The organism is Kaistella pullorum, from assembly GCF_014837035.1.
Classification (GTDB): domain Bacteria; phylum Bacteroidota; class Bacteroidia; order Flavobacteriales; family Weeksellaceae; genus Kaistella; species Kaistella rhinocerotis.
Genome location: NZ_JACSPS010000004.1, coordinates 90,721 through 115,479, shown reverse-complemented (window position 1 = coordinate 115,479; position 24,759 = coordinate 90,721). Strand labels below are relative to the sequence as shown.

Sequence of the window (24,759 nt, the reverse complement as noted above, 5' to 3'; positions counted from 1 at the left end):
GATTTCCGTGTTAATATGAATTGGTGATCGAAATTATTCTCTGTTTCCGCCGCCTCTTGCAACCAAGGCGATGATTACGATAAGAACCAGCGCACCGATTACCCAAACCAGTGGGTTGCTCATCCACGCTGCGCCGCCTTTGTCTACATCTACATCCACATTCAGGTCGGCAGCTCCTTCCTGAGCCTTAACTAAAATGGTGGCAAAATTTGCAATGATTGCCAATGTAAAAAACTGGATTTTCGTAAGTAGGTTAGCGCGTGTCATAATTTTATTTTTTTAAATGTTATGAACTGAGATATTCTAAAAGCGTACCAAAATTGGGTGATGTGATTTTTTTGAATATCTAATTTTAAATAAAAAATGCCGCAACCAAAGAGGTTACGGCCATATTTGAATTTTGATTATTTTTTTCTTCCTTTAAGGATAAATACCACAGCAGTGACCAAAATCAATGCACCAACAACCAAAAGCAGCGGGTTGCTCATGAAACTTTCGGCTCCGGGACCTTTGCCCTGGTCTTCGGCTTCTACCGAGAAATCGGCGCCACGTTCCTGTGCGGTTAGCACTAGAGAAGTGAATGTAAGAAAAAGTGAAACTGCGAAAAATTTTATCTTGGTGAGTAGGTCTGTACGTATCATAGCTTTATTTTTTTATGTTATAAAGCGATACTTTCTAAAACTGTACCAAATATTTTTTCCGGGAAGATTAAAAAGGGCGTTAAAGATGGTGTTCCATCATATAGTCATTCATCACGAAACCTTTTCCGATGTCAATAACGGCTTCACCATATACTCTAAAACCCTGGGAATCGTAGATTTTCTTTGCCGGATTGTTCTTGTTCACATTCAATATGATCCGTTGGTCGCCAAACTCCGAAACTCTTGCTTTTAAAAATGAAATGGAAGCTTTTCCGAGGCCTTTCCCAATAACTTCCGGAACCAGATATAAGCGGTGAAGTTTCGTGGTATTCGATTCATAATGCAGTTCAAATCCCATAAATCCAACCGCGTTTCCTTCGAAAATAATAATGTAATATTGATATTCAAAGGTTTGAAGTTGGTTGATAAGTTCTGATTCTGAATACATCTCAGCAAGCATATAATCGATCTGTTCCGCAGAAAGGATCTCGCGGTATGCGCTGCGCCAGGATCTTTCCGCGAGATACTGAATCAGTGCCACTTCTTTTTCGCTTGCTTTTTGAAATATAATATCCATGCTGATTATTGAAGTTCAAACAGTGTGATCTCAGGCTCTATACCCACGCGACCCGGAAAACCGATTACGCCGAAACCGCGGTTTACGTAAAGATATTTACCTTCACTTTCATACAGGTCCGCCCATTTTTTGTAGCGGTACTGAACCGGTGACCAGCGCACATTCTTCAGGTCGAGTCCGAATTGCATGCCGTGTGTGTGGCCGGAAAGCGTCAACTGTACATTGGCCGGATGTTTTTTCACGATTTCATCAAAATGCGTCGGATCATGGCTCATCAGGATCTTCACAGCTGAAACTGGGATTCCCGCCACGGCTTTATTGAGGTCGCCATATTGCGGAAAAGGCTTTATTCCCCAGTTCTCAACGCCCAAAAGATAGATTTTTTCCTCTCCACGCTGAATTACGCGGTGTTCGTTTCTTAAAAGTTCAAAACCTGCCTGCTGCTGAAGTTCGGTAAGAAACGGAATATTACGGTCTTTATCGGCCTGGGTGCGCCATTTTGCGTAATCGCCGTAATCGTGGTTTCCGAGCACGGAGAATTTGCCGTCTTTGGCTTTTATTTCAGCAAACATTTTTACGAAAGGCTCAAATTCCTGTGCATAATTATTCACCATATCGCCCGTAAACAAGACCATATCTGCGTCTTGCGCTTTTATCAGATCGATCGCAGGCTGCAGTTTGGCGGGATTAAAGAAACTTCCCGCGTGAATATCGGAAATTTGGATAATCTTATAACCTTTAAAAACATCGGGTAAACCTGCAATTTTCAGTTTTACTTTCCGCACGCGGTGCCGGTATTTTCCGAACGCAATACCATCAATAATAAGAATCGAAAAAACGCCCGCGATAGCCAGTCCCGTTAAACTCATGAACTTTCGGCGTTCAGGATAATAAGTCTCGGGCTGTGCAAAGAAGGTAAACAGGTATCTGAAAAACCGCGAAATATCTTCTATGAACAGAAAGAAAACCACGAAGAGTTTCGGCAATATAAATATTAAGAAGAGCGAAGCGACGATCTGTACGCGGTGATGATCACGGTCTTCCCGCCGAAAGCTCATCACTTCAAAAATGAAGTACGCGTAGGTAAGAATTGTGATGATCCAATATGCGGTGCGCAGCCAGGGATTCGAAACCACTGTTCGGAATGCCTGATATACGTAAAACTCCAGCAAAAATGTGATGCCGGTGATGATGAGGATGTTTTTCTGCATTTGTCTTCATTAAAAAAGCACAAACTGAAATGGTTTTGTGCTTTTATTTCTTAAAAACTTAAATCTTAATTAGGGAAACCTGTACACCAGCGCGTTGATGTTCATTCCTGCGCCCACAGACGCAAATACGATCGTTCCTTTTTCTTTAAATGAATGTCCTTTCATCTCACCTTTGATGATAAGGTCAAACATGGTAGGAATTGTCGCAACGGATGAATTTCCTAACTGTTGGATGGTCATCGGCGCAATCGCGTGATCATAGTTAGTGATGCCGTATAGTTTAAAAAGTCTAGAAATCATCGCATAATCCATCTTCGCGTTGGCCTGATGAATCAGGATCTTATCAATATCTTCAATGCTAAGTCCAGCCTGGTCAATGGTTTCTTTTATGGCAATCGGAACATTTTTCAGCGCATATTCGTAAATTTTACGGCCATGCATCCTGATGTAGAGGGGTTTACGGTCTTCGTCCTGTTTCAGAGAAGGCGCATTTTCCAGATACTGAAGTTCAGAATCGTTATCACAAAGTGTTGAATCAGCGATAATCCCGACATTTTCGTCGTCTGTTGCTTTTACCACCACAGCGCCGGCGCCGTCTGCAAAAATCATCTTGTTACGGTCATAGGCGTCAGTTACACGGCTTAGCGTTTCAGACCCTATTACTAGGATAAGTTTGGCTTTTTTAGCCTTGATAAGTGTATCCGCCATGATCATTGCTTCTACCCAGCCCGGGCAACCGAAGATCATATCGTAATTTACACATTTGCGGTTTCTGATGCCCAGTTTGTTTTTCACGCGGGCAGACATTGAAGGCATAAAATTCGTCATGCCATTTTTGTCAACTTCGCCAAAGTTGCTGGCGTAGATAATGTAATCCAGATCTTCCTGATCAATTCCCGCGTCATAAATGGCCTCTTTGGCCGCGCGGAAACCGAGGTCTGAATTAAACTCATCATCTTCCAGATAACGGCGGTCTTCAATCTCGGTGATTTCTACAAACTTCTGGATGATTTCTTCTACCGGTTTGTCTATTTTATCGCCTTCATCCGTATAAAAAACGGAATCCATAAAATGGTCGCGCCCGATAATTTTTGTTGGAATATAACTTCCGGAGCCTATAATGATAGTGTTCGGCATTTTTTAAATTGAAAAATTTAAAGCAAAGTTAATGATTAATATTGTATCATCAAGAAGCAAAATTATTATTAAATTTGCTCGGGATTACTACAAAATTAAATATGAAAATAAGTGCATCTACAAAGGGTTTGATCATCGCGGTTCTCACCGTATTATTCGCCTTCGGTGTTTATTTTCTTTTTTTGGCGAAACGCAACTACTACCTTGTAGATAATCCGACGGACAATACCTATTATTTCATTCTGAATAATGGCCGCGAGAACACCATTACCGCCGGCCAAAACTTTAAGGTTGATCTTAAAAAAGGCCGGAACCATGTAAAGGTTCTTGATGACAAGCGGAATTTGCTGTATGATTCCGCATTTGAGGTGAAAAAAGAACGCGGATTACTGAACATTGCACATGAGGATTATTATATCAATGAGCAGTTTTATGGTTATGGGCTTAATAAAGATTCGCTTATAGCTGCCCGAAAAGCCACTGTCATCGACAATAAAAACTACCTGAACGAACCAAAACTGATGAACAGGCTTTACAGCGAAGATTTTTATTATAATGTCGATGAAGATTATGACAAGGTGATAAAAAACGTACAGAAAATAGAATCACGTACCAAGATTTTCCGCAAAGACGACTTTCTTATTTACTATAAAGAGTACTATAATTTTTAAATAAAAGATTTTGAGCCAGATAAAACCATATAATACCGAAGCCGGCAAAAAACGCGAAGTAGAGGAGATGTTTGATAACATCGCCCCAAAATACGACCTGCTGAACCATGTGCTTTCGATGAAAATCGATGTTTTATGGCGCAACACGCTTGTGAAATGGATGAATGCAGACAAGCCGAAGCTCGTGCTTGATGTTGCCACGGGAACCGGCGATCTCGCTATTGCGGTTCAAAAGGGTACCGGCGCAGAGGTCGTAGGCTTAGATCTTTCACAGCAGATGCTGAATGTAGGTATCGAAAAAATTAAAAAAGCGAATCTCACCGAAGCTATTTCGATGCAGAAAGGTGATGCGGAAAACCTGCCGTTTGAAAGCAATAAATTCGATGCGGTTTGCGTTGCATTTGGAGTTCGGAATTTCGAAAACCTGGAGAAAGGCCTGGCTGAACTTAGCCGTGTGGTGAAAGAGAAAAAAAGCGTCTATATTTTGGAATTTTCGAAAGTTGAAGGCTTTCTGGGTCCTTTTTATATGTTTTATTTTAAGAATATCCTGCCGCTCATCGGGCGTCTGGTTTCCAAAGATAACCGCGCTTACACGTACCTGCCGGACTCGGTGAATGCGTTTCCGTTCGGTGAAAAGATGAAAAACATACTTTTGAACAGTGGTTTCAGTAAAGTAGAGTATAAAAAACTTAGTCTGGGCATTGCGACTATTTATAAGGCAACCAAATAATATGCGGAAAATATTTTCAAAGCTTAATGTTCTTACAGCCATTTCAGTTGCCACGCTCAGCAGTGCGCAACTTTTCCGCAATAAGGACCGGATGGACAACCTTGAAGGATTTGATAACCAAAAATTCAGCTATGGCTTTTATCTCGCAGGCAACAATTTCGATTACAAACTGGTTTTGGACCCCAAATTCGGGATGGACGGACAGAAAAATCTTGTGCAAAGCAAATCCACGTACAGTTTCGGCGCGGGCCTTATCGGTAAACTGCGCCTGAATGAAAATTTTGACCTTAGATTTGAACCCGGGCTGCAGTTTGTTGAAAGAGAACTTTATTTTGATACACAGGCTAATGACCGGTTTGCTGCAGGCACCAACTCCAACCCGCCGTTTACGCCTCGTGTTTTGAGCGATGCGGATAAACTCCGAACTATAAAATCTACCTACGTAGATCTACCATTACTTATTGAGATCCACGGTGACCGTTGGTATAATTCCCGACCTTACGCCGCGGCAGGTGTAAACTGGATGCTGAATTTGCAGTCAAATTCCAACGCAGCAGATGATAATTCGCAGGGCCTTTTCCGTTCCACTTCGAGCAATTTCGCGTGGTCAGCCGAGATCGGTATGCAGTTTTATTTCAGCAGATTCAAGCTTACACCGGGTTTCCGAGGCACCTTCATGATCAATGACGAAATGGTTCCCGACAATGCCGATACGCCACCGTATTGGACGCCGGCGATCGTAAGCGCGAAAAGCCGAGCTTTCATGTTTGTGCTGAAGTTTGAGTAAATACTCCTGACTTACTGTCGGACGTTGAAACACAGCACTTCGCCTGTTGCTTACGCTAAGATATTCTTAAAATAAGCGTCAGTATTACCCAAAATTTCCTACTTTTGCTAACAGTTAGAATAAATTGAACCTGAAAAATGCTGAAGGACCTTGAAAATAATTTTTCGGAATTAGAGAAAAAGATTCTAAGCATTAGCAAAAGCTACAAGAGTATCAGCGAGAAGTATTCAGAACTCTCAAAAGAACATGAGGAACTGAAAAACAGATACGATGAAGAGCGGAAAAAAAATCAGGTATTGGCAGAAGAACAGAAAAATATAAAACTTTACTCAGCAATCAGCGGAAATCCAGATCACAACAGGCTGATGAAAAACCACATCAACCGTCTGATAAAGGAAGTAGACCAATGCATTGCCGAACTTCAGAATAGCGGCTTATAAATGGAAGTAAGAAGAATAACCATCAACATTGCCGGGAGAACCTACCCGCTGAATGTGCCGTCTGCGGAAGAAGAAACCCTTAGAAAAGTAGGAAAGCAGATCGAGGGTATGATTAAAGATTTTGAGCAAAACTTCGATGTAAGGGATAAACAGGATGCGTTGGCAATGTGCGCCCTTAAACTGGGAACCAACGCTGAAGTGATGGCCCTAAGCAACGAAAAAAATATGAACGCGGCCAGCGAGCGGATCCAGGAGATCAGCAAACTGCTGGACGCAGTGGAAGAGTAGATTTTTCTCTTCCCTACAACCGACTGCCTACAATAGTTCTAACACATTAAGGTAAACTCAACGCTAAACAATTACCGGACGAAAGTTCACTTGATGGCGCGCCGGCCTGCCCGGATTACAGAAAGTGAAAATCAGTTCAAATCGTGTTGATTAGGAGTTTACTCTAAATCACTGAATTATTGTAGGCTTTTTTATGCCTTATTTGCAAACTGATTTTTTTAAATATGAACATTATTAAAACTAAACATATATGATAACAACCATTATTGTCGGCATCGTCTGCCTCATCGGAGGTGCGTTGGCAGGGATACTTTTCTCGAAAAGTTCTCTTAATGCCAAGGCGAAATTCATCATCGATGATGCACGCAAAAACGCCGAAAACCTTATAGAAAAAGCAAATGTGCAGGCAGAATCTGTGCGCAAGGAAAAGCAGCTTCAGGCAAAGGAAAAATTTCTTGAACTGAAATCCCAACACGATGCCGATATCCAGACACGTGAGCGAAAGATGCAGGAAGCGGAGAAACGTACGAAAGACAAAGAAAACAAGCTGAACGACGAACTGAGCAAAACCGGAAAACTGGAGAAAGAGCTTGAACGTAAGATCGCTGACTACAACAAGAAGCAGGAAGTAATCGAGAGAAAACAGCAGGAACTCGATGTAGCGACTGCCCAAAAAGTTGAGATGCTTGAAAAAGTAGCCAACTATTCTGCCGAAGAAGCCAGAAACGAACTGGTGGAAGCGATGAAATCTGAAGCCAAGACCCGTGCGCAGGCTCATGTTCAAAGCATTATGGAAGAAGCCACGCTCAATGCAAAGCAGGAAGCTAAGAAAATTGTAATTCAAACAATCCAGAGAATCGGTACCGAACAGGCGATAGAAAACTCTGTGTCTGTATTTAATATTGAATCTGATGAGGTGAAAGGCCGCATTATTGGTCGGGAAGGTAGAAATATCCGTGCTTTGGAAGCTGCAACAGGTGTTGAGATCATAGTAGATGATACGCCGGAGGCGATCCTGCTTTCATGTTTCGATCCTGTAAGAAGAGAGATCGCAAGACTTTCACTCCACAGATTGGTAACTGACGGAAGAATTCACCCGGCAAGAATCGAAGAAGTTGTTGAAAAAACAAAGAAACAGATCGAGGAAGAAATCATTGAAGTTGGTAAACGTACCGTAATCGATCTTGGTGTTCACGGGCTTCATCCGGAATTGGTGAAAATTGTCGGACGAATGAAATTCCGTTCATCTTATGGCCAGAACCTTCTTCAGCACTCGCGTGAGGTAGCGAATATCGCAGCAACAATGGCGGCTGAACTTGGTTTAAATGTAAAATTAGCGAAGAGAGCAGGACTTCTGCACGATATCGGTAAAGTTCCGGAGCAGGAATCGGAACTTCCACATGCACTTCTTGGTATGCAGTGGGCAGAACGTTACGGCGAAAATGCAGAGGTTGTAAACGCAATTGGTGCGCACCACGATGAGGTGGAAATGACTTCTCTTTTGTCGCCGATCATCCAGGTGGCAGATGCTATTTCGGGAGCGAGACCGGGCGCCAGACGTCAGGTTTTAGAGTCCTACATCCAAAGACTGAAAGACCTTGAAGCTGCTGCTTTGAGTTTTGACGGTGTTTCAAGTGCCTACGCAATCCAGGCCGGACGTGAGCTTCGTGTAATGGTAGAAAGCGGCCGTGTGAATGATGACCAGTCTTCACAACTGTCTTACGACATTTCAGAAAAAATTCAGAATGAACTTACCTACCCGGGCCAGGTGCGCGTCACCGTGATCCGTGAGACAAGGTCAGTTAATATTGCGAGATAATTTTTAAGAAATCAAGATAAACTCTCTTCCCACAAGAAGGGAGTTTTTCAAATAACTGCAAATGATGATGCCCTGAAAGTTTTAACAAATCAACACTAAAAAACTTTCTTTATTTATTATTAATAAGACTATTTTTGAACTATGAAAAAAGTATTTTACTTAAGAACTTGCGATACCTGCCTGAAAATCATTAAAAAATATAACCTGAAAGATTGGGAGATGCGCGAGATTAAAATAAATCCGGTCACAGAGGAAGAACTAGATGAGATGTACAAATTGGCCGGCTCTTACGAAGCACTTTTCAGCAAAAAATCTAACCAGATCAAACTTCGCGAGATCAATCCGAAGACTTTGCAGGAAGCAGATTACCGCGAACTGATCCTGGATCATTATACTTTTCTGAAACGTCCGGTTTTCATTACAGACAAAGAAATATTCATTGGAAGCGAAAAGAAGAACCTCGATGCGCTGCGCGGATTCTTTGCTGAACTCAATGGTTAATATATGACAAATTTTCAGGTTTGAATTTTTAATTTAGCTTTTTAAAAGTCATAATGACTTGAACAGCAGTATATTTATGAAAAAATGTCCGCCAAAGTGAGCGGGCATTTTTTTTGTGTTTAAGGAAGCAGATAAGTTGAAGTTTAACCTTAAAAATTTAAAGCAATGTCTAACCTAATCAGAAGAAACAGTTTTTTCGATGATTTCATCACCAAAGATTTATTCGATTTTGCGACACCAAGATTCCAGAAGACTGACTTCACACTTCCTTCCGTAAACGTAAAAGAACATGAAGCCGGCTTCGAGATCCAGGTAGCAGCGCCGGGAATCAAGAAAGAGGATTTCAAAATCAATCTTGAAAGAAATGTGCTCACTATCTCGAGCGAAAGACAGTCTGAAAACGAAGAAAAAGATAATAACGGGGCTTTCACACGCCGCGAGTTCAATTACAGTTCATTCTCGCGTTCATTCACACTGCCGGAGGTTGTAGAAGCGGATAGGATAGAGGCGTCTTATGAAGACGGCATCCTGAAAATTGATGTCCCGAAAAAAGAGGTGACCATGCAGAACGTGAAAACCATCGAAATAAAATAATTGGAGTTATTGATTTGAAATGCAAAAAAAGTCGGCTGGAAATCTTTCCAGCCGACTTTTTATTTAATATCATAACTTAAACAAAAGGAAGTTTCACCACTTTCGCCGGCACGCTTTTATTCCGGATCTTCACGAAAATATCAGTTCCAATCTTGAAATGTGGTTTGTCAACATATGCCAACCCGATTCCGATATTTTTCATCGGACTCATCGTCCCCGAAGTCACCGTCCCGATCTTGTTGCCCTCCGCATCTTCGAGCTCGTAGCCATGCCGCGGAATTGCGCGTTCCTGCATCTCAAAACCCACGAGTTTTTTGGTTACGCCTTCTTCTTTCTGTTTCGCGAATAATTCTTTATCTACAAAATCTTTGTCAAATTTCGTAATCCAGCCTAAACCGGCCTCAAGCGGCGACGTAGTATCATCGATATCATTTCCGTACAGGCAAAAACCTTTTTCCAGTCGCAGTGTGTCGCGCGAGGCAAGTCCACATGGCAAAAGACCAAACTCGGCGCCGGCTTCCGTCAGTGCAATCCAAATTTTTTCGGCACTTGCATTTTCAAAGTAAATTTCGAAACCGCCACTGCCCGTGTAACCAGTGTTAGAGATCATCACATCACTCACGCCAGCCACATTGCCTTCAGTGAAATGATAATAAGGAAGCTCAGAAAGATTGGTATCCGTAAGTTTTTGCAATGTTTCAGCCGCTTTCGGACCTTGGATCGCAATCAATGACAGCTCATCGGACCTGTTCGTGAGTGTCGCGTTATATTTTTCATTGTGCTTCGTAAGGTGTTCCCAGTCTTTTTCAATGTTCGAAGCATTTACCACCACAAAATACTTTTCGTCAGCCATCTTGTAGATGATCACATCGTCCACTATGCCGCCATTTCCGTTGGGAAAGCAAGTGTACTGAGCCTTTCCGGTCTCCAGGTTGTCAACATTATTTGTAGTCACATATTGCAGCAGGTCTTTGGCCGCGGCACCTTCTACCAGGAACTGGCCCATGTGCGAAACGTCAAAAATTCCAACTTTCTCGCGCACCGCAAAGTGCTCTTCGGTCACACCGCTGTATTGCACAGGCATGTCAAATCCTGCAAAAGGAACCATCTTCGCACCCAGCGAAACATGTTTGTCAAATAAGGCCGTTTTATTCATTGTTCAGATTTTTATATTTTTTTGGAGCCCGAAATTTTTTTCATCTCCTGAAGTCTGCGCCGGCTTTCCATTTTATCCCAGTCACCGCTTGCGCGCCGCCGGGGGATGCCATTGCAATCCGGGCTAAAAGTTCAGGCATTTTCCCCTCACCCAGGCGTTCGTGGAGATTTAGAGGTGATGTTTATATTCGTTCAGGATGATTTTGAACCATTCCGTGAAGTTTTCCGGGTTTGCCGCCATCTCAGCATCCAGATTTTCCATGGAGATGTACCGAATTTCAGACACTTCCTCACTGTTGAAATCTATTTCACCATCATATTTTCCGGTGAACACATGGTCCAGCTCATGTTCCCACAAGTCCTGGCCGACGTCCGCTTTATACGTAAAATGGAATTTTTCTGTAAGTTCCGCTTCTATTCCAAGTTCTTCCTGTAACCTGCGTTTTGCGCCTTCTTCGTACGTTTCGTCGATCCGCGGATGAGAACATACAGCGTTGGTCCATTGACCCGGCGAATGATATTTTCCGTCAGCTCTCTTCTGTAACAGCATTTCACCATTCTCATTAAACAAAAATACCGAAAACGCGCGGTGCAAAATACCGTTTTGGTGCGCCTGCATCTTTTCCATCACGCCTAAAACTTCGTCGTTCCTGGAAACTAAAACTACCTGTTCTTCCATCCTTACAAAATTAAGGTTTATAAAGCGGATGCTCAAATTTTAATACCAAATCTTACCACTTGGTGCATAGCATGTTAATAAGAAATACTGCCGGTAACCAACGAAATGTTGTAATTTTGCCCCTTCCTAAAAATTTTCCGATGGAGTTAGAATACAAAGATCACCTAAGCCCAATGCTGAAAGGCCATATCAAGAATTACCTGATTGATATTGACGGTACCATTACAGACGATATTCCTAATGAAGAACCTGAACGCATGGTGACATGTGAACCTTATCCCGATGCTTTGGAAACCATCAACCGCTGGTATGATCAGGGTCACATCATTTGTTTCTTTACTTCAAGAACTGAAGATTTAAAGCAAATTACGGTAGATTGGCTCGATAAACACGGATTCAGATACCACAGCGTTCTGTGCGGGAAACCGCGAGGTGGCAACTATCACTGGATAGATAATCATCTCGTGAGGGCAACACGCTACAAGGGAAAATTCACGGATATGGTTGAAAAGCAGGTGACAATTGAAGTATTTAAAGACTAAAGCAGAAGCATGAAGATATTAGCAAACGACGGATTAGACCGTTCTGGCGTTGAGGCGCTTACTCAAAAAGGATTTGAAGTAATTACAACCAACGTTCCACAGGAATTCCTTGCAGATTTCATCAATGAACACCGAATCCGTACTCTGTTGGTGCGCAGTGCAACGAAGGTGCGCAAAGAACTCATTGACGCGTGTCCTACTTTAGAAATCATCGGACGTGGCGGTGTGGGTATGGATAATATTGATGTAGATTACGCGCGCTCCAAAAATATTCACGTGATCAACACGCCAGCAGCTTCTTCGGAATCTGTTGCCGAACTTGTTTTTGCTCATTTGTTTTCGGGCGTTCGATTTTTGCATGATTCTAACCGAAAAATGCCGCTTGTTGGCGACACCAATTTTAGCCAGCTTAAGAAATCTTATGAACGCGGTATCGAACTTCGCGGTAAGACAATTGGAATCATCGGCATGGGAAGAATTGGTCAGGAGGTTGCGAAAATCGCTTTAGGTTTGGGAATGCGCGTGATCGCTGCGGACAGTAATGTAGGCCGCGCAAGCATTAAGCTTACTTTTTACAACAACCAGTTTATCAATGTAGATATCGAAACAGAGCCGCTTGACGGTGTACTGCAGCACGCAGATTTTATCACGCTTCACGTTCCTTCACAGGAAAATGGTTACGTGATTGGTGAACGTGAAATTGCGCTGATGAAAGACGGCGCAGCGATTATCAATTGCTCGCGGGGTGGTGTGATTGATGAAGAAGCTTTAGTTTCCGCGCTGGATGCGGGAAAAATTTCATTTGCAGGACTCGATGTGTTCGCCAATGAACCTGTGCCGGCAAAGAATATCTTAAGTCATCCTAAAATATCACTTACGCCACACACCGGTGCCTCTACGCTCGAGGCGCAGGACAGGATAGGTCTGTCACTCGCTGCCCAGATTTGCAGCATCCTACAGATACAGTAAAATAAAAGCCCATTCCGGTCAGGAGTGGGCTTATCTTTTCATTTTTTAAATATTACAAACCGGAATTTCTGTTTCTCAAGAGGTCGCGGATCTCCATGAGCAATTCCTGATCTTTTGTAATTGTTGTTGCCACTTCCTCATCTGTTTCGGCCGGTTTCACCACTTTGTTGGCAATTTTAATCAACCAGAAAAGTACGAGTGCGATACATAAAAAGCTAATGACTGCAGACAGGAAATTTCCGTAAGTTACGCCGTGCCAACTGAGTTGCGCGATGTTTTTAGCACCTACTGCATCCAAAGCGGGATTCAGCAGCAGCGGGGTGATGACATCTTCTACCAGTGAAGAAACAATTTTGCCAAATGCTGCGCCAATGATCACACCCACCGCCAGATCAATCACATTACCTTTAAAAGCAAAGGTCTTAAACTCCTGGATAAATTTCATAATCTTAGTTTTTTAGTCCTATAAATGTAACAAAATATTGCGTCACAAAAATATAATCATATTAAAATTGTCGCACGTCTAATATTTTTATACTTTTATTTTAAACTAACAACTGATGAAAATTTTTAACTCCTCCCAAATCCGGAAGGCAGATGCCTATACTATTGCGCATGAACCTGTGACCGAACTTAAATTAATGGAACGCGCCGCTGAGGCGTGCGCAAAATGGCTGGAGGACGAGATTCCGAGGGAAACTGTTTTTTACATCTTCTGTGGGTCCGGAAACAACGGCGGCGATGGACTTGCACTTGCGCGTCTTCTTTGTCACAACGGTTTATCAACCCACGTTTTCGTTGGTGAAAGTAATGAACAAGCGTCTGAGGCCCGTTCCGTCAATTTTCAGCGGCTCGCGGAGCATCCCGAGATCGCGGTTCATCAGTTGGAAGACGCAGTCGAATTAGATTTTGAGGCAAATTCAGTACTGGTCGACGCGCTTTTTGGTACCGGCTTGAACCGTGAAATTGATGGGAAATATGCCGAGTTAATTAATTTTTTAAATGAACTCCCGTTCCGCCGAATATCAATCGATGTTCCGTCTGGCCTGTTTGCAGACCGATTGATTAAGGAAAATGCCACGGTTTTCACGGCGCACGATACGCTGAGTTTTCAGTTTTGGAAGCAATCTTTCCTGCATCCTGAGACCGGCGCTTTCTGCGGAAATGTCCACATCCTTGATATCGGTTTACACAAAAATTTTGTCGAGTCCGAGCCTTCTAACCGTTTCGTGACGGATGATGCGGTGATATTTCAGCTGTATAAACCACGGTCACCATTTACACATAAAGGAAAGCTGGGTAAAACCAGAATTATCGCCGGAAGCTATGGAAAGATGGGTGCCGCAGTTCTCGCTGTGAAGGCCGCGGTACATTGCGGAAGCGGCTTGACTGTGATTGAAGCACCGGAATGCGGGAATGAGATTCTGCAGACCTCCTGTCCCGAAGCAATGTTTGAGCTTAATGGTGACCAATATGCGACGGCTTTCCTGATAAATGAGAATGAAAGTGTAGGAGTTGGTCCAGGACTGGGTACGAATCCCGACACAGCCAAAGCTTTCCTGAAGTTTTTGCAGGATTGCACCCAACCAATGGTTATAGACGCAGATGCATTAAATATCATCGCATCAAACCCGGATTCCTTAAAAATGATTCCAAAAGATTCAATACTCACACCGCATCCGAAAGAATTCGAAAGGCTGTTTGGCTCCACTGCAAATTCTTATGAAAGGGTAGATTTAGCCCAAAAAATGGCGGCAGAACTCGGTGTCACTATTGTCTTAAAGGATCATTTCACCCAAATTTGTTTGCCTGATGGTTCAGTTTATTATAATACCACTGGAAACGCAGGAATGGCAAAGGGCGGTAGCGGCGATGTATTACTCGGAATTATAACGTCGTTGCTCGCACAAAAATATGAGCCGGCTCAGGCGGCAATCTTTGGTGTCTGGCTGCATGGCAAAGCCGGTGATTTTGCTATGCAAAAATCATCTGTGGAGGCCATGCTGCCTACAGACTTAATCTCAGAACTAGGTTCGGTATTTAAATGTTTAAGTGAAAAGAAAGGGCAAATTCACTAAATGATTCCTGCACTATTCCGGTTTTTCGTTCTCCGCTTCGGTAATGCGGTTGTTTTTAGAATACCACATAATGAAGAATCCGGCTAACATGAATGGCAACGAAAGTATCTGTCCCGTATTCAGACCGGCAAATTGAATGAATTCATCGCCCTGCGGCTCTTTCAGGAACTCCACGAAGAAACGTACTGCCCACAGGATAATGAAGAAGAGCCCGAAAAGCCAGCCTTGCTGATATTTCCTCTTTGTGTATCTGTATAGAACCCAAAGCAGTATAAAAAGTAAGAAATAGCCGGTAGCCTCGAAAAGCTGTGTTGGGTAACGCGGTACGATCGCTCCATATTCGGAACTTTGCTGCGGGAAGAGGATGGCAAACGCAGATCCTTCCGGCGCAGGTTTTCCGATGATTTCAGAATTAAAAAAGTTTCCGATCCTTACGAAAGCACCTCCTAAAGCAACTACAATCCCTATTCTGTCATACACCCAGAACGGATTTTTCCTGATTACTTTGTAAGCGTAATATAATGTTGTGAAGATCAATGCGATGGTGGCTCCGTGGCTCGCAAGTCCCGCAAATCCTGTAAATTTAAGTTCAGGTTTGGTTTGAATAGGTAAAAAAACTGACCAAAAATCTTCTTTAAACAATTCTGGCTGATAAAAAATAACATGCCCTAATCTGGCACCCAGAATAGTTCCAACCAGTGTCCACGTGAAAAGTGGCTCCACATATTTAAGGTTGACATTGTCAATTTTGTAGATTTTTGACATTATCACATAACCCAGACCGAATGCCAGCACAAACATGAGGCTGTAATAATGCAGCGTGAACGGTCCTAAATTAATGCCCGTCTCGGGGTCCCAGGTAGTGTATAAAAATGTGAGCATCATTGATTATGTACTTTTTAATGTTTATTTAATTTAATTTTTTGGTGGCACCGGATCGTAACCTTCGCCTCCCCACGGATGGCAGCGTGCAATACGCTTCGCGCCGAGCCAAAATCCTTTTATCGGGCCGTGTATGCGCAATGCATCGAGCATATAATGCGAACAGGTGGGCTCATAGCGGCAGTTTTTTGGTAAAAGTGGAGACAGGAACCACTGGTAAAATTTGATAAGTAAAACCAGCGGAAGTGTAACGATTTTATTCAGCATTGCCTTGCAAAAGTACTTAAATAGTTTAATTTTGTTTGCAGTTTGGGCCGAAAGTTGCGCCACGCCTTTACCTTTAAAATCCCGAAATTTATTTTGAATTCAAACATTCCGCTTGCCGAACAGATGAGGCCGAAGACTTTAGATGAAGTTCTCGGTCAGGAGCATTTAACCGGAAAAAACGGCACCGTGCGAAAGATGCTTGAGAATGATACGCTTACTTCGCTCATTTTTTGGGGTCCACCGGGCACGGGAAAGACAACTTTAGCGGAAATCATCTCAGAGCAGAGCGGACGGAAGTTTTTCAAGCTTTCCGCCGTGTCCAGTGGGGTCAAAGATGTGCGCGAAGTGATCGATACGGCAAAACAGCAGAACTTATTTTCGGGAAAATCGCCGATTCTATTCATTGATGAGATTCACCGGTTCAACAAGTCGCAGCAGGATTCGCTACTTCACGCAGTGGAAAAAGGTTGGATCGTATTGATCGGCGCCACAACCGAGAATCCTAGTTTCGAAGTGGTTTCGGCACTTTTATCCCGTTCGCAGGTCTATGTTTTAAAGGCTTTAAGTTTTGAAAAACTGGAAGAACTTACAGAACTTTCCCTTAATAATTACAATTCTATCCACGGCACCGATTTTAAGATAACGGAAAAAGAAGCGTTCATTCAGTACTCCGGCGGTGATGCACGCAAACTGATCAATGCGGTGGAAAATGTACTTAATAATTTTAAAAGTTTAAAAAATACAGCCATTACCAACGCCAAAGTTCTCGAAGTCTTACAGGAAAATATGGCTTTGTACGACAAAAACGGCGAGCAGCACTACGATATCATCTCGGCCTTTATCAAATCTATGCGCGGCTCTGACCCGAACGCGGCAGTTTACTGGCTCGCAAGAATGCTGGCCGGTGGCGAAGACATCAAATTCATCGCGCGGCGGATGTTGATCCTGGCATCCGAAGACATCGGACTTGCAAACCCGAACGCGTTGGCCGTTGCAAACAGTTGTTTTCAGGCGGTAAATGTAATCGGAAACCCGGAATCGAGGATTATTTTGAGTCAGACGGCGGTTTACCTTGCTGTTTCGCCCAAATCTAACTCCACTTACACCGCAATAAATGAAGCGATGGCTTTCGTGAAAAAGACCGGTAATCTTCCCGTTCCTTTGCATCTCCGCAACGCCCCAACGAAACTGATGAAGGATATGGATTATGGCAAAGATTACGCATACGCGCATTCTCACGAAGGAAACTTCGTAAATCTGGAGTTTCTTCCGGATGAAATTGCAGGTACGGCTTTCTATTCGCCCGGTAACAATTCTACAGAGAATAAGATCCGCGACGAGTTGGCCAAAAAGTGGAAAGGAAAATATTAAAAGACGCGGGCAGTATTTATATTTACTGCCCGCTTTTTTGTGACAGGTTATTCAGATTTAAAAATTTCTGAACGCTCCGAGATTCCATTATTGTTAAATGCTTCGATTTGGAAATAGTATGCATCCGTGCGGTCTGCGCCGGTGAAGAAATACTCGTTTTTGCCATTAACCATAATGCTTCCGTAGAGTTTATCGGGTGTTTTTCCGAAGTAAATTACGTATCCGTCCGCATCTGGGTTTTGCTGCCATTTCATCCAGATGCTGCGGCGTTCTCCAAATTTTTTCGGATCTGCGCGTAAGGGAACAAAGTTTTCAACCTTACCCGGCTTTTCACCACCGCCTTTACCGAACACCCGAAATCCACTGAGTGCAAATTTGCCGGTAGGCATCTTCACGTTTTCCATTTTCAAGTAGCGCGCTTTGGCTGGTTTTTCAAGTTCGATATAATCATGCGGAACGTCGGTGGTGTTTTTACTTTTATCGATTAAAACCTTCCATTTTTTGCCGTCATCAGAACTCAAAACACGGTACTGATGCATTTTGCCAAGTGTTTTACCTTTAAATTCTGCATCCTGATCTGCGTAATTGATTTGGATCGCATTAATGGTTGAGATTTCACCCAGATCGGTTAGGAACCATTCATTTGCGCCCGCAGATTTGGCTGACCAGTACGTTTTGATGTCTTCATCCACGGCATAATTGGGTAAATATCCGCCAAGTGTTGATGAAACCTGAACGGGTTTATTGTAGTTCAGTAACATCCAGCCCGGAAATAGACCTTTCGTAAAATCTTTGCCCTGCGCGTACTGCGGCAGCAATGTAGGGTAGTCGCCGTACGCGGTGTTTGCGTACATCACGTCATCTTTATCAAAACCGGCCGGCCAGATACCGAGCCTGCGTTCAAAGTTGTTTTTTGTTGAAATGAAAATGGTAGAAACATGCCAGTAGTTGCCGAAGTTATCCTGAAAAGTCGCGCCGTGGCCCGCACCGCGTGCAAAACCGCCGGGTTTATAGGAGAACGGATTGTGCTGCTGGTATTCGTAACCTTCAAGCGGATTTTTAGATACGTAAACTCCGTCTGCATACCCGCTGAATTCGGTGGCGGGCGCGCCGTACTGCATGTAATATTTACCGTTGTGTTTTGTTACCCAGGCGCCTTCCACAAAAGGTTGCAGGAAAACATTGTCATTGTATTCGCCAAATCTTTCCCATCCGTGATCTTCTGGTTTCAGCTTTATAATAGGCTTTACGAATCCTTCAGACTGCAGGGTTTTCATCTTGACTTCTGTGCCAAGCAGTGGCCACTCATTGCTCGAACCCCAGTAAAGAAACAGTTTATTGGTGTCTTCATCATAATGAAAAGCCGGGTCCCAGGCGCCCACTTTCAGCGTATCTACCGCAATTTCCCATTTGTTGTTGACCGGATCTGTTGATTTCCATATCGGAAAATCTGATTCCCAGGTAGAGCCGTAAACGTAAAGCGTATCCTTCATTGCCCAGGCCGCGGGCGCGTTCAGGTCGTGGATATATTTATCGTCGCGCAGGAACTTCCGCGATACAAATTTCCAGTCGAGCATATTATCGCTGTGCCAGTAACCTTCCTGATTAGTGGAAAACAGATAGAGTTTTTTCTTAAAATTCACGATTACAGGATCCGCTGTAGCGCGGTGTTTCCCCTGTTTTGAAAATACGTCAAAAGGTGTGTAGCCGTAATCGATGTTGATCGGGTTGCAATAGGTTTTCTGCTGTGCAGCTCCGAATGTCATTAAAAACATTAAAATAAAAGAAAGCGCAATTCTGGAATTCATAATTAAGAATTTGGGTACAGTAAAGTTAGTGTTAATTGGCTTTTAGAAAAATGAGCACACAAAAAATCCGCACAACAAACTGCACGGACTTCCTTGATTATGAAAAAAAAACTTGCTTTTATGCTTTTACTTCCGCATTGATTCCTTGGCTCATCTGCATTGAAGACAGAGAAATAGCGGGCATCGCGTAGATATGTGACTTGGCGCGGAGCTCTACAATTTTCTTGATATAGTTGAGATCTTTAGCTTCCTCAATTGTCATATCTTTAAATTCATAGATGTTCACAGCACCGTTTTGGGCGAAAGACTTCTTTACTTCCAAAAGCTCTTCATCACTTCGAACTTCTACGCTTGTGATCAGTTTATCCTGATTTGCAGCAGGACGCGATTCTTTTAATCCAAGTACTGTTCTCCAAAATGCCTGCTTTTGTGCGCGCGGGCTGGCAGGATTGGTTTTGTAAATAATGTAATCTTCATTTCTGATTCCGGTTCTTTCCAAAGATTCGGATACATTTTTTGCCTTTTCCTGGCTTTCGAATAATCCAACTACAGTTAGGTTCATCATTAAATATTTTTTAGTGTTATTTTCGATGCAAATTTAAGTATTAATAATACCTAATTTTGTTAAATATTTAAACATTAACATAAACTTGACAAAAATCATGTAAATAATTGTGATATGTGTAATTGCGTTTTTTAGAGGTTTAATATTTAAATAAAGTAATAGATTTGCGGGATGAATATCGTTTTAGCTTCTACATCCACGCTGTTTGGCGGGAATTATCTGGAATATCTGGAAAATGAAATAAGATCATTGTTTGCAGGATGCGAGGAGATCATATTTATACCGTTCGCAAGACCCGGCGGAATTTCACATGACGATTATACCCAAAAAGTCGCCGAATTTTTTGGAAAGCTCGGCATCCGCGTGAAAGGACTTCATACTTTTGAAGGTATGGTCGAAGCACTCAATTCCGCTCAAGGCTATTTTACAGGTGGTGGAAATACTTTTCTGTTGGTTAAAATGTTGCATGAGCTGAAGCTGATGGATGTACTGAAAATGAATATTGAAACAGGCAAACCATACTTAGGATGTAGTGCAGGCTCCAATATTGGCGGTCTGAATATGAAAACGACGAACGATATGCCAATTGTTTATCCGCCGACCTTTGACTGTATGGCGCTGGTACCGTTTAATATCAATCCGCATTATTTGGATCCAAGCCCTCATCTGAAACACAACGGCGAGACACGCGAAACGCGGATTAAAGAGTTTTTGACTCAGAATGAAACCAAAGTTGTAGGCTTACGCGAAGGAAACTGGATCCGCAGGAACGGTAATTCCATTACTGTGCAGGGATCTGAAATGACCAGGATTTTCGAAAATGGCAAGGAACCTTACGAAATAGAACCTGGCACTACATTATAGATTTAGTCTATCCAATTTTGCCGGATGAGGTCCATTAGAAATGATGGGCACCGGATTACTTTTCCGGTCTCAGATGATAGAAAAAAGAGGGTGGTTTTGGCTTCAGTGATCTTTACTTTAGAACTGTTATAAATTTCGTATTCGAACTCTATCCTTACGCCTGGAATCTTTTTGATGTAAGTGTTGATTTCCAGAAGTTCGTCATATCGCGCGGGTTTCAGATACTTAATGTTAAACTCTGACACAGGCAACCAAATTCCCTGATTTTCAATCTCGTCATATGACATCCCGAGTTCCCGGAAGAGCTCCACGCGGGCCACTTCAAGGTACTCCGCATAGTTGCCATAATAGACGTATTTCATGGGGTCAGTTTCGCCGTAACGTACTCTTAATGAATGTGTTGTGTGAATCATGGTGTACTTTTAAATGAAGCATACAAATATATTTTTTAATAACCAATAGCGCAATAATTTTTTTTTGAGGTTTTAATATGAGATATTTGTCTTCCCATAAAAACCAAACACCGCCAGCTTGAAAACTGGAGAAAAATATGAACGAAAATTTACCACTTATTTGGGAACGATGTCTGCAGTTTATGAGGGATAACCTCAGTGCTGCAGAGGACAATACGGATCTTAAAAAACTTGAAAATTCGTTCGATTTACTCTTTGATAATGTACGCCCGGTGTCACTCATCAGCAACAATCTTACGTTGCTTGTACCCAGTGATTTTTACAAGGAATATATAGAAGATAACTATCTGACTCTGTTATCTGCGGCCCTGCGCAAAAATATTGGTAAAGGTGTGAAGCTTTGGTATTCTGTAATGGAAAATAAGCCTGCAGGTCAGGAAGCGCCAATCACTGTGAATGTGAAAGGCAAAAGTATACCGGCACCAAAATTACAGCCTACGGCTCCGGCAGCATTTTCTTCGAATCTCATCAATCCATTTGCGGATCAGGGTGCGAGGAAAATGAACATTGATTCAAACCTTAAAGCTGATTTCTCATTTGACAATTACGTGGAAGGTGAGAGTAATAAGTTTGCATCTACTGTAGCCAGATCTATCGCGAAAAGACCGGGTGCCACTGCATTTAACCCACTGTTTTTATACGGAGGTTATGGTGTCGGTAAAACGCACTTAGGACATGCTGTAGGTCTTGAGGTGAAGAATTCCTTTCCTGATAAAGTAGTGCTTTATCTGTCTTCGGAAAAATTCATTCAGCAGTTTGTAACTGCGGCAAAGTCTCATAAACAGACAGAATTTGCGAATTTTTACCAAATGGTTGACGTACTGATCATCGATGATATCCAGTTTTTGTCCGGTAAGAAATCCACGCAGGACAGCTTCTTCCATATTTTCGACTATCTTCACCAAAATGGCAAACAGATCATCCTTACTTCTGATAAAGCGCCGGTGGATATCCTTGATATTCAGGACCGAATTGTTTCCCGTTTCAAATGGGGGCTTTCTGCGGAGATCAAATCACCGGATTTCGATACCAGACGTAAGATTATCGTAGATAAACTGAGTCGCGACGGAATAGTACTTACCGAAGATATGCTCGATTTCCTTGCATCCGAAGTGAAAACTAATGTTCGTGAACTGATCGGTGTTATCAATTCCGTCATCGCTTATTCCACGGTATATAAGTCAGAACTTAGCCTTGAATTATTAAAGGAAACCATTAACAAGATCGCTGCGAACCAGAAAAAGGTCATCAACATCCCTTATATTCAGGAAGTTGTCTGCGAATATTTCGGGATTCAGCGCGAGCAGCTTTTATCGAAAACCAGAAAGCGCGAAATTGCACTGCCGAGACAACTTGCGATGTATTTTGCAAAGGAACTTACGAACGCTACGTTTACAAAAATCGGTGAAGAAATGGGCGGAAAGGACCATTCTACTGTGATGTATGCCTGCGATACGATAAAAGATGTGTCGAAGATTGATAAGGAAGTGAAAAAGTACGTCAGGGAACTTTCAGAAAAAATCAAGCAGTAAAACGCTGCAAAATATATAAAGTAAAAGAAGGAATTTTGTTGATTCCTTCTTTTTATTTTAAATTGGGTCGAACTTTAAATTTTAAATACGTCAAATGAAAATACTCATGGTATGTTTGGGGAATATATGCAGGAGCCCGCTTGCGGAAGGAATTCTAAAGTCAAAACTGCCGCAGGATTTCATTATCGATTCAGCCGGAACCATTTCACTTCACGAAGGTGAAAATCCGGATAAACGCGCAGTGGCGACAGCGAAAAATCATAGCGTGGATATTTCTAAACAACGTTCGCGACCAATTACCACAAAGGATTTTGAAGTTTTCGATAAGATTTACTGCATGGATCTGAGTGTGATGGAAGATGTAATTTCCCTGGCCAAAGATGACATTCATCGTGAGAAAGTATCGCTGTTTTTGGAAGAAGCGATGATTCCGGGCAACAATTATGAGGTTTTTGATCCATATTGGAGTGAGATGGATGGTTTCGAACGGGTTTACAAATTGCTCGACGAGGCTTCGGAAAATATTAAAATTAAACTTACTTCAAATTCTTAAAAGATCCTGCCATGTTATTTTTAATTCCAGCTTACCTTTCCGAAAACTCGCCGCAAGATTTTTTTGCGCCAGTTATCAAAGAATACATCTTAAAAACGGACTATTTCTTTGTTGAAAACGAAAAGACCGCGCGCAAAATTATCAAGTTTTTTGCACCGGAGAAGAAGCAGGCAGATTTGAAGTTGTTCTTACTCGACAAATATTCGGAAAATTCAGATTTAAAGGAAGCGCAGACACTGATGAAAAACGGTCAGGATTTCGGATTACTTTCTGAAGCGGGTTTGCCCTGTATTGCCGATCCGGGAAACCTGATGGTGAAATGGTGCCATGAAAATTCGGTGAAAGTGGTACCGGTGAACGGACCTTCGTCGATAATCCTGGCATTGATTGGAAGTGGTTTCAATGGGCAGGAATTCACGTTCCATGGTTATTTGCCGATCGATAAATCCGAGAAAAAATCAAAAATACAATGGCTTGAATCTCAGGTGCAAAAGACCGGTTATTCGCAGATTTTCATGGAAACGCCTTATCGCAACAACCAGCTTTTTGAAGATTTATGCCAATTCCTTTCGCCACAGTCAAAACTTTGCATCGCCGCAAATATTAATGATCCGATTGACGAATTCATTAAGACAAAAACCATAAAAGACTGGCGGAAAAATAAACCCGAACTGCATAAAATCCCCGCAGTTTTCGTCCTTGGGAAATAAGTTTAACATCCATTAACGGCCGCTTTGCACCAATCTTGTAACTGTCTGCACTAAAAAATAAACAGTTATGCAGAACAAGAAATCAGCGGGCGTATGGCTCGACCAGACTCAGGCATTTATCGCGATTAACCATGACGGACGTGAAGTTTCCGATTTCCATCTTGTAGATTCCGTCACAGCGGTTATCCAACAGGGAAACTCGAACGAAAATACAGGCAACAATGCCGAAATTACAAACCGACACAAGTTCTTTAAGAATATCCTTGAAAAACTGACGAATACCGACGAGCTGTTTCTTACGGGAACCGGTACCATTCAGGAAGAATTTAAATCTTATCTTCTTGAAACCGCACCTTTCAAAAACACCAAAGTTACACTCGGTACTTCGCAGCAAATGAGCGAAGAACAGGTTTTGGAGGAAGTGAAAAAGCATTTCGGATCATAAAAAATGGCGCTTAAATAAAGCGCCTATCTATTTTTTATAATGATAAGAATATCCGTCGGCCGTATGGTCGCCAAGATAAAGGTTTGATGCGTCTATGCCGTCGACAAAAACGTCAGGATAATTTGAAAAATCAATAAAGAGTTTTTCAGCATGTTCGGTAGGCGTCACTTCTTTGATGATGCTATAGCTGCCGTCGCTCACGGTTGCATCATTCTCCTTTACGGTGTAGGTGTAGTTATCTGTAAAAGTGATCGTGAGCTGTACACCGGTGTTTTCGGGAGTATCGTTTATGTTTCCGGTTCCGCCGGTGGTGGAAGCCCAGTTCCAGGTTCCCACAAACTGCTCGTTTGACAGTTCATCTTCCCGTGTACCGCACGCTACAGCAACCGAAAGAAGGGATAGACCAACGAAAAGTGCACTTAATTTTTTCATGAAATTCAATTTAAAGCGTAAAATTACAATTTTTTATG

At 42.5% G+C, this 24,759-nt stretch carries 31 protein-coding genes; 17 read left to right on the top strand and 14 right to left on the bottom strand.

What is annotated here, in order from left to right; translation table 11 throughout:
- Positions 1-33: 33 nt before the first annotated feature.
- From H9628_RS10890 to H9628_RS10870, 5 genes are all read right to left on the bottom strand, one after another.
- Positions 34-267, bottom strand: a complete 234-nt coding sequence (locus H9628_RS10890; RefSeq protein ID WP_251834171.1) for a hypothetical protein — start codon at positions 265-267, stop codon at positions 34-36.
- Positions 268-404: 137 nt separating this feature from the next.
- The gene (locus H9628_RS10885) at positions 405-641 is read right to left on the bottom strand and encodes a hypothetical protein (RefSeq protein ID WP_251834170.1); all 237 of its coding nucleotides are present in this window, start codon (positions 639-641) and stop codon (positions 405-407) included.
- A 79-nt stretch (positions 642-720) separates the two neighbouring features.
- The gene (locus H9628_RS10880; protein WP_251834169.1) at positions 721-1,218 is read right to left on the bottom strand and encodes a GNAT family N-acetyltransferase; all 498 of its coding nucleotides are present in this window, start codon (positions 1,216-1,218) and stop codon (positions 721-723) included.
- Between the two features lie 5 nt (positions 1,219-1,223).
- On the bottom strand, positions 1,224-2,429 hold the full coding sequence (locus H9628_RS10875; protein WP_251834168.1) for a metallophosphoesterase: 1,206 nt from the start codon (positions 2,427-2,429) through the stop codon (positions 1,224-1,226).
- A gap of 69 nt (positions 2,430-2,498) precedes the next feature.
- Entirely contained in the window at positions 2,499-3,566 is a 1,068-nt protein-coding gene (locus tag H9628_RS10870) for a 3-oxoacyl-ACP synthase III family protein (protein ID WP_251834167.1), read from the bottom strand.
- A gap of 101 nt (positions 3,567-3,667) precedes the next feature.
- Between H9628_RS10870 and H9628_RS10865 the strand changes: the two genes are divergently transcribed.
- The 8 genes from H9628_RS10865 to H9628_RS10830 all read left to right on the top strand — a co-directional run bounded on the left by H9628_RS10865 (position 3,668) and on the right by H9628_RS10830 (position 9,396).
- The gene (locus tag H9628_RS10865; protein ID WP_251834166.1) at positions 3,668-4,237 is read left to right on the top strand and encodes a hypothetical protein; all 570 of its coding nucleotides are present in this window, start codon (positions 3,668-3,670) and stop codon (positions 4,235-4,237) included.
- 10 nt (positions 4,238-4,247) lie between these two features.
- On the top strand, positions 4,248-4,967 hold the full coding sequence (gene ubiE / locus H9628_RS10860) for a bifunctional demethylmenaquinone methyltransferase/2-methoxy-6-polyprenyl-1,4-benzoquinol methylase UbiE (protein WP_262891809.1): 720 nt from the start codon (positions 4,248-4,250) through the stop codon (positions 4,965-4,967).
- A 1-nt stretch (position 4,968) separates the two neighbouring features.
- Positions 4,969-5,754 (top strand): type IX secretion/gliding motility protein PorT/SprT, encoded by a 786-nt coding sequence (gene porT / locus H9628_RS10855; RefSeq protein ID WP_251834165.1) that lies wholly within the window; start codon positions 4,969-4,971, stop codon positions 5,752-5,754.
- Positions 5,755-5,891: 137 nt separating this feature from the next.
- Positions 5,892-6,194, top strand: coding sequence for a hypothetical protein (locus tag H9628_RS10850; RefSeq protein WP_251834164.1), 303 nt, complete (start codon positions 5,892-5,894; stop codon positions 6,192-6,194).
- Positions 6,195-6,482, top strand: coding sequence for a cell division protein ZapA (locus H9628_RS10845; RefSeq protein WP_251834163.1), 288 nt, complete (start codon positions 6,195-6,197; stop codon positions 6,480-6,482).
- 250 nt (positions 6,483-6,732) lie between these two features.
- The gene (gene rny, locus H9628_RS10840; RefSeq protein ID WP_251834162.1) at positions 6,733-8,301 is read left to right on the top strand and encodes a ribonuclease Y; all 1,569 of its coding nucleotides are present in this window, start codon (positions 6,733-6,735) and stop codon (positions 8,299-8,301) included.
- A gap of 141 nt (positions 8,302-8,442) precedes the next feature.
- Positions 8,443-8,802 carry an arsenate reductase family protein gene (locus H9628_RS10835; protein ID WP_251834161.1) on the top strand — a complete coding sequence of 120 codons (360 nt, stop codon included), beginning with the start codon at positions 8,443-8,445 and terminating at the stop codon, positions 8,800-8,802.
- Positions 8,803-8,967: 165 nt separating this feature from the next.
- On the top strand, positions 8,968-9,396 hold the full coding sequence (locus tag H9628_RS10830) for an Hsp20/alpha crystallin family protein (protein ID WP_251834160.1): 429 nt from the start codon (positions 8,968-8,970) through the stop codon (positions 9,394-9,396).
- A 76-nt stretch (positions 9,397-9,472) separates the two neighbouring features.
- Here H9628_RS10830 and gcvT read toward each other — a convergent pair whose 3' ends face one another.
- Together gcvT and idi are read right to left on the bottom strand one after the other, a co-directional pair.
- Positions 9,473-10,552: a glycine cleavage system aminomethyltransferase GcvT gene (gene gcvT, locus H9628_RS10825; RefSeq protein ID WP_251834159.1), complete on the bottom strand. Its 1,080-nt coding sequence runs from the start codon at positions 10,550-10,552 to the stop codon at positions 9,473-9,475.
- Positions 10,553-10,720: 168 nt separating this feature from the next.
- Positions 10,721-11,230 (bottom strand): isopentenyl-diphosphate Delta-isomerase, encoded by a 510-nt coding sequence (gene idi / locus H9628_RS10820; RefSeq protein ID WP_251834158.1) that lies wholly within the window; start codon positions 11,228-11,230, stop codon positions 10,721-10,723.
- A gap of 140 nt (positions 11,231-11,370) precedes the next feature.
- On the opposite strand from idi, the gene H9628_RS10815 reads away from it, so the two are divergent.
- Both H9628_RS10815 and H9628_RS10810 read left to right on the top strand, forming a co-directional pair.
- Positions 11,371-11,772 carry an LNS2 domain-containing protein gene (locus H9628_RS10815; protein WP_251834157.1) on the top strand — a complete coding sequence of 134 codons (402 nt, stop codon included), beginning with the start codon at positions 11,371-11,373 and terminating at the stop codon, positions 11,770-11,772.
- Between the two features lie 9 nt (positions 11,773-11,781).
- Positions 11,782-12,741, top strand: coding sequence for a D-2-hydroxyacid dehydrogenase (locus H9628_RS10810; RefSeq protein ID WP_251834156.1), 960 nt, complete (start codon positions 11,782-11,784; stop codon positions 12,739-12,741).
- Positions 12,742-12,793: 52 nt separating this feature from the next.
- Here the strand turns inward: H9628_RS10810 and mscL are convergent, their stop codons facing one another.
- Complete coding sequence (gene mscL / locus H9628_RS10805) at positions 12,794-13,186, bottom strand: large conductance mechanosensitive channel protein MscL (RefSeq protein WP_251834155.1); 393 nt, start codon at positions 13,184-13,186, stop codon at positions 12,794-12,796.
- Between the two features lie 115 nt (positions 13,187-13,301).
- On the opposite strand from mscL, the gene H9628_RS10800 reads away from it, so the two are divergent.
- Positions 13,302-14,819, top strand: a complete 1,518-nt coding sequence (locus H9628_RS10800; RefSeq protein ID WP_251834154.1) for an NAD(P)H-hydrate dehydratase — start codon at positions 13,302-13,304, stop codon at positions 14,817-14,819.
- A 12-nt stretch (positions 14,820-14,831) separates the two neighbouring features.
- On the opposite strand, the gene lgt is transcribed toward H9628_RS10800, so the two are convergent.
- Both lgt and yidD read right to left on the bottom strand, forming a co-directional pair.
- A complete protein-coding gene (gene lgt, locus H9628_RS10795) occupies positions 14,832-15,701 on the bottom strand; it encodes a prolipoprotein diacylglyceryl transferase (RefSeq protein WP_251834243.1) in 870 nt (289 codons plus the stop codon).
- A gap of 33 nt (positions 15,702-15,734) precedes the next feature.
- Entirely contained in the window at positions 15,735-15,968 is a 234-nt protein-coding gene (gene yidD, locus H9628_RS10790) for a membrane protein insertion efficiency factor YidD (RefSeq protein ID WP_251834153.1), read from the bottom strand.
- Between the two features lie 93 nt (positions 15,969-16,061).
- On the opposite strand from yidD, the gene H9628_RS10785 reads away from it, so the two are divergent.
- Positions 16,062-17,339, top strand: coding sequence for a replication-associated recombination protein A (locus tag H9628_RS10785; RefSeq protein ID WP_251834152.1), 1,278 nt, complete (start codon positions 16,062-16,064; stop codon positions 17,337-17,339).
- A 47-nt stretch (positions 17,340-17,386) separates the two neighbouring features.
- Here the strand turns inward: H9628_RS10785 and H9628_RS10780 are convergent, their stop codons facing one another.
- Together H9628_RS10780 and H9628_RS10775 are read right to left on the bottom strand one after the other, a co-directional pair.
- Positions 17,387-19,147, bottom strand: a complete 1,761-nt coding sequence (locus tag H9628_RS10780) for a discoidin domain-containing protein (protein WP_251834151.1) — start codon at positions 19,145-19,147, stop codon at positions 17,387-17,389.
- 118 nt (positions 19,148-19,265) lie between these two features.
- On the bottom strand, positions 19,266-19,712 hold the full coding sequence (locus H9628_RS10775) for a hypothetical protein (RefSeq protein WP_251834150.1): 447 nt from the start codon (positions 19,710-19,712) through the stop codon (positions 19,266-19,268).
- Positions 19,713-19,883: 171 nt separating this feature from the next.
- Between H9628_RS10775 and pepE the strand changes: the two genes are divergently transcribed.
- A complete protein-coding gene (gene pepE, locus H9628_RS10770) occupies positions 19,884-20,576 on the top strand; it encodes a dipeptidase PepE (RefSeq protein ID WP_251834149.1) in 693 nt (230 codons plus the stop codon).
- A gap of 2 nt (positions 20,577-20,578) precedes the next feature.
- Here the strand turns inward: pepE and H9628_RS10765 are convergent, their stop codons facing one another.
- Positions 20,579-20,989, bottom strand: coding sequence for an acyl-CoA thioesterase (locus tag H9628_RS10765; protein ID WP_251834148.1), 411 nt, complete (start codon positions 20,987-20,989; stop codon positions 20,579-20,581).
- 137 nt (positions 20,990-21,126) lie between these two features.
- Here H9628_RS10765 and dnaA point away from each other — a divergent pair, with 137 nt between their 5' ends.
- The 4 genes from dnaA (at position 21,127) to H9628_RS10745 (ending at position 24,289) form a co-directional block, all read left to right on the top strand.
- On the top strand, positions 21,127-22,581 hold the full coding sequence (gene dnaA, locus H9628_RS10760; protein WP_251834147.1) for a chromosomal replication initiator protein DnaA: 1,455 nt from the start codon (positions 21,127-21,129) through the stop codon (positions 22,579-22,581).
- A gap of 94 nt (positions 22,582-22,675) precedes the next feature.
- Positions 22,676-23,134: a low molecular weight protein-tyrosine-phosphatase gene (locus tag H9628_RS10755; RefSeq protein WP_251834146.1), complete on the top strand. Its 459-nt coding sequence runs from the start codon at positions 22,676-22,678 to the stop codon at positions 23,132-23,134.
- 11 nt (positions 23,135-23,145) lie between these two features.
- On the top strand, positions 23,146-23,844 hold the full coding sequence (locus H9628_RS10750; protein WP_251834145.1) for an SAM-dependent methyltransferase: 699 nt from the start codon (positions 23,146-23,148) through the stop codon (positions 23,842-23,844).
- 67 nt (positions 23,845-23,911) lie between these two features.
- Entirely contained in the window at positions 23,912-24,289 is a 378-nt protein-coding gene (locus H9628_RS10745; protein WP_251834144.1) for a hypothetical protein, read from the top strand.
- 27 nt (positions 24,290-24,316) lie between these two features.
- Here the strand turns inward: H9628_RS10745 and H9628_RS10740 are convergent, their stop codons facing one another.
- Positions 24,317-24,721 (bottom strand): hypothetical protein, encoded by a 405-nt coding sequence (locus H9628_RS10740; RefSeq protein ID WP_251834143.1) that lies wholly within the window; start codon positions 24,719-24,721, stop codon positions 24,317-24,319.
- Between the last annotated feature and the right edge of the window lie 38 nt (positions 24,722-24,759).

Bases quoted from the DNA above. Each gene is read 5' to 3' on its own strand.
- H9628_RS10830 (WP_251834160.1), top strand. From the start codon at position 8,968: ATGTCTAACCTAATCAGAAGAAACAGTTTTTTCGATGATTTCATCACC.
- H9628_RS10755 (WP_251834146.1), top strand. From the start codon at position 22,676: ATGAAAATACTCATGGTATGTTTGGGGAATATATGCAGGAGCCCGCTT.
- idi (WP_251834158.1), bottom strand. From the start codon at position 11,230: ATGGAAGAACAGGTAGTTTTAGTTTCCAGGAACGACGAAGTTTTAGGC.
- H9628_RS10745 (WP_251834144.1), top strand. From the start codon at position 23,912: ATGCAGAACAAGAAATCAGCGGGCGTATGGCTCGACCAGACTCAGGCA.
- H9628_RS10740 (WP_251834143.1), bottom strand. From the start codon at position 24,721: ATGAAAAAATTAAGTGCACTTTTCGTTGGTCTATCCCTTCTTTCGGTT.
- porT (WP_251834165.1), top strand. From the start codon at position 4,969: ATGCGGAAAATATTTTCAAAGCTTAATGTTCTTACAGCCATTTCAGTT.
- lgt (WP_251834243.1), bottom strand. From the start codon at position 15,701: ATGCTCACATTTTTATACACTACCTGGGACCCCGAGACGGGCATTAAT.
- H9628_RS10780 (WP_251834151.1), bottom strand. From the start codon at position 19,147: ATGAATTCCAGAATTGCGCTTTCTTTTATTTTAATGTTTTTAATGACA.
- gcvT (WP_251834159.1), bottom strand. From the start codon at position 10,552: ATGAATAAAACGGCCTTATTTGACAAACATGTTTCGCTGGGTGCGAAG.
- yidD (WP_251834153.1), bottom strand. From the start codon at position 15,968: ATGCTGAATAAAATCGTTACACTTCCGCTGGTTTTACTTATCAAATTT.
- H9628_RS10775 (WP_251834150.1), bottom strand. From the start codon at position 19,712: ATGATGAACCTAACTGTAGTTGGATTATTCGAAAGCCAGGAAAAGGCA.
- H9628_RS10810 (WP_251834156.1), top strand. From the start codon at position 11,782: ATGAAGATATTAGCAAACGACGGATTAGACCGTTCTGGCGTTGAGGCG.
- H9628_RS10800 (WP_251834154.1), top strand. From the start codon at position 13,302: ATGAAAATTTTTAACTCCTCCCAAATCCGGAAGGCAGATGCCTATACT.
- H9628_RS10765 (WP_251834148.1), bottom strand. From the start codon at position 20,989: ATGATTCACACAACACATTCATTAAGAGTACGTTACGGCGAAACTGAC.
- H9628_RS10815 (WP_251834157.1), top strand. From the start codon at position 11,371: ATGGAGTTAGAATACAAAGATCACCTAAGCCCAATGCTGAAAGGCCAT.
- H9628_RS10890 (WP_251834171.1), bottom strand. From the start codon at position 267: ATGACACGCGCTAACCTACTTACGAAAATCCAGTTTTTTACATTGGCA.
- H9628_RS10835 (WP_251834161.1), top strand. From the start codon at position 8,443: ATGAAAAAAGTATTTTACTTAAGAACTTGCGATACCTGCCTGAAAATC.
- pepE (WP_251834149.1), top strand. From the start codon at position 19,884: ATGAATATCGTTTTAGCTTCTACATCCACGCTGTTTGGCGGGAATTAT.
- dnaA (WP_251834147.1), top strand. From the start codon at position 21,127: ATGAACGAAAATTTACCACTTATTTGGGAACGATGTCTGCAGTTTATG.
- H9628_RS10865 (WP_251834166.1), top strand. From the start codon at position 3,668: ATGAAAATAAGTGCATCTACAAAGGGTTTGATCATCGCGGTTCTCACC.
- H9628_RS10875 (WP_251834168.1), bottom strand. From the start codon at position 2,429: ATGCAGAAAAACATCCTCATCATCACCGGCATCACATTTTTGCTGGAG.
- H9628_RS10750 (WP_251834145.1), top strand. From the start codon at position 23,146: ATGTTATTTTTAATTCCAGCTTACCTTTCCGAAAACTCGCCGCAAGAT.
- H9628_RS10870 (WP_251834167.1), bottom strand. From the start codon at position 3,566: ATGCCGAACACTATCATTATAGGCTCCGGAAGTTATATTCCAACAAAA.
- mscL (WP_251834155.1), bottom strand. From the start codon at position 13,186: ATGAAATTTATCCAGGAGTTTAAGACCTTTGCTTTTAAAGGTAATGTG.
- H9628_RS10880 (WP_251834169.1), bottom strand. From the start codon at position 1,218: ATGGATATTATATTTCAAAAAGCAAGCGAAAAAGAAGTGGCACTGATT.
- H9628_RS10845 (WP_251834163.1), top strand. From the start codon at position 6,195: ATGGAAGTAAGAAGAATAACCATCAACATTGCCGGGAGAACCTACCCG.
- H9628_RS10885 (WP_251834170.1), bottom strand. From the start codon at position 641: ATGATACGTACAGACCTACTCACCAAGATAAAATTTTTCGCAGTTTCA.
- H9628_RS10850 (WP_251834164.1), top strand. From the start codon at position 5,892: ATGCTGAAGGACCTTGAAAATAATTTTTCGGAATTAGAGAAAAAGATT.
- rny (WP_251834162.1), top strand. From the start codon at position 6,733: ATGATAACAACCATTATTGTCGGCATCGTCTGCCTCATCGGAGGTGCG.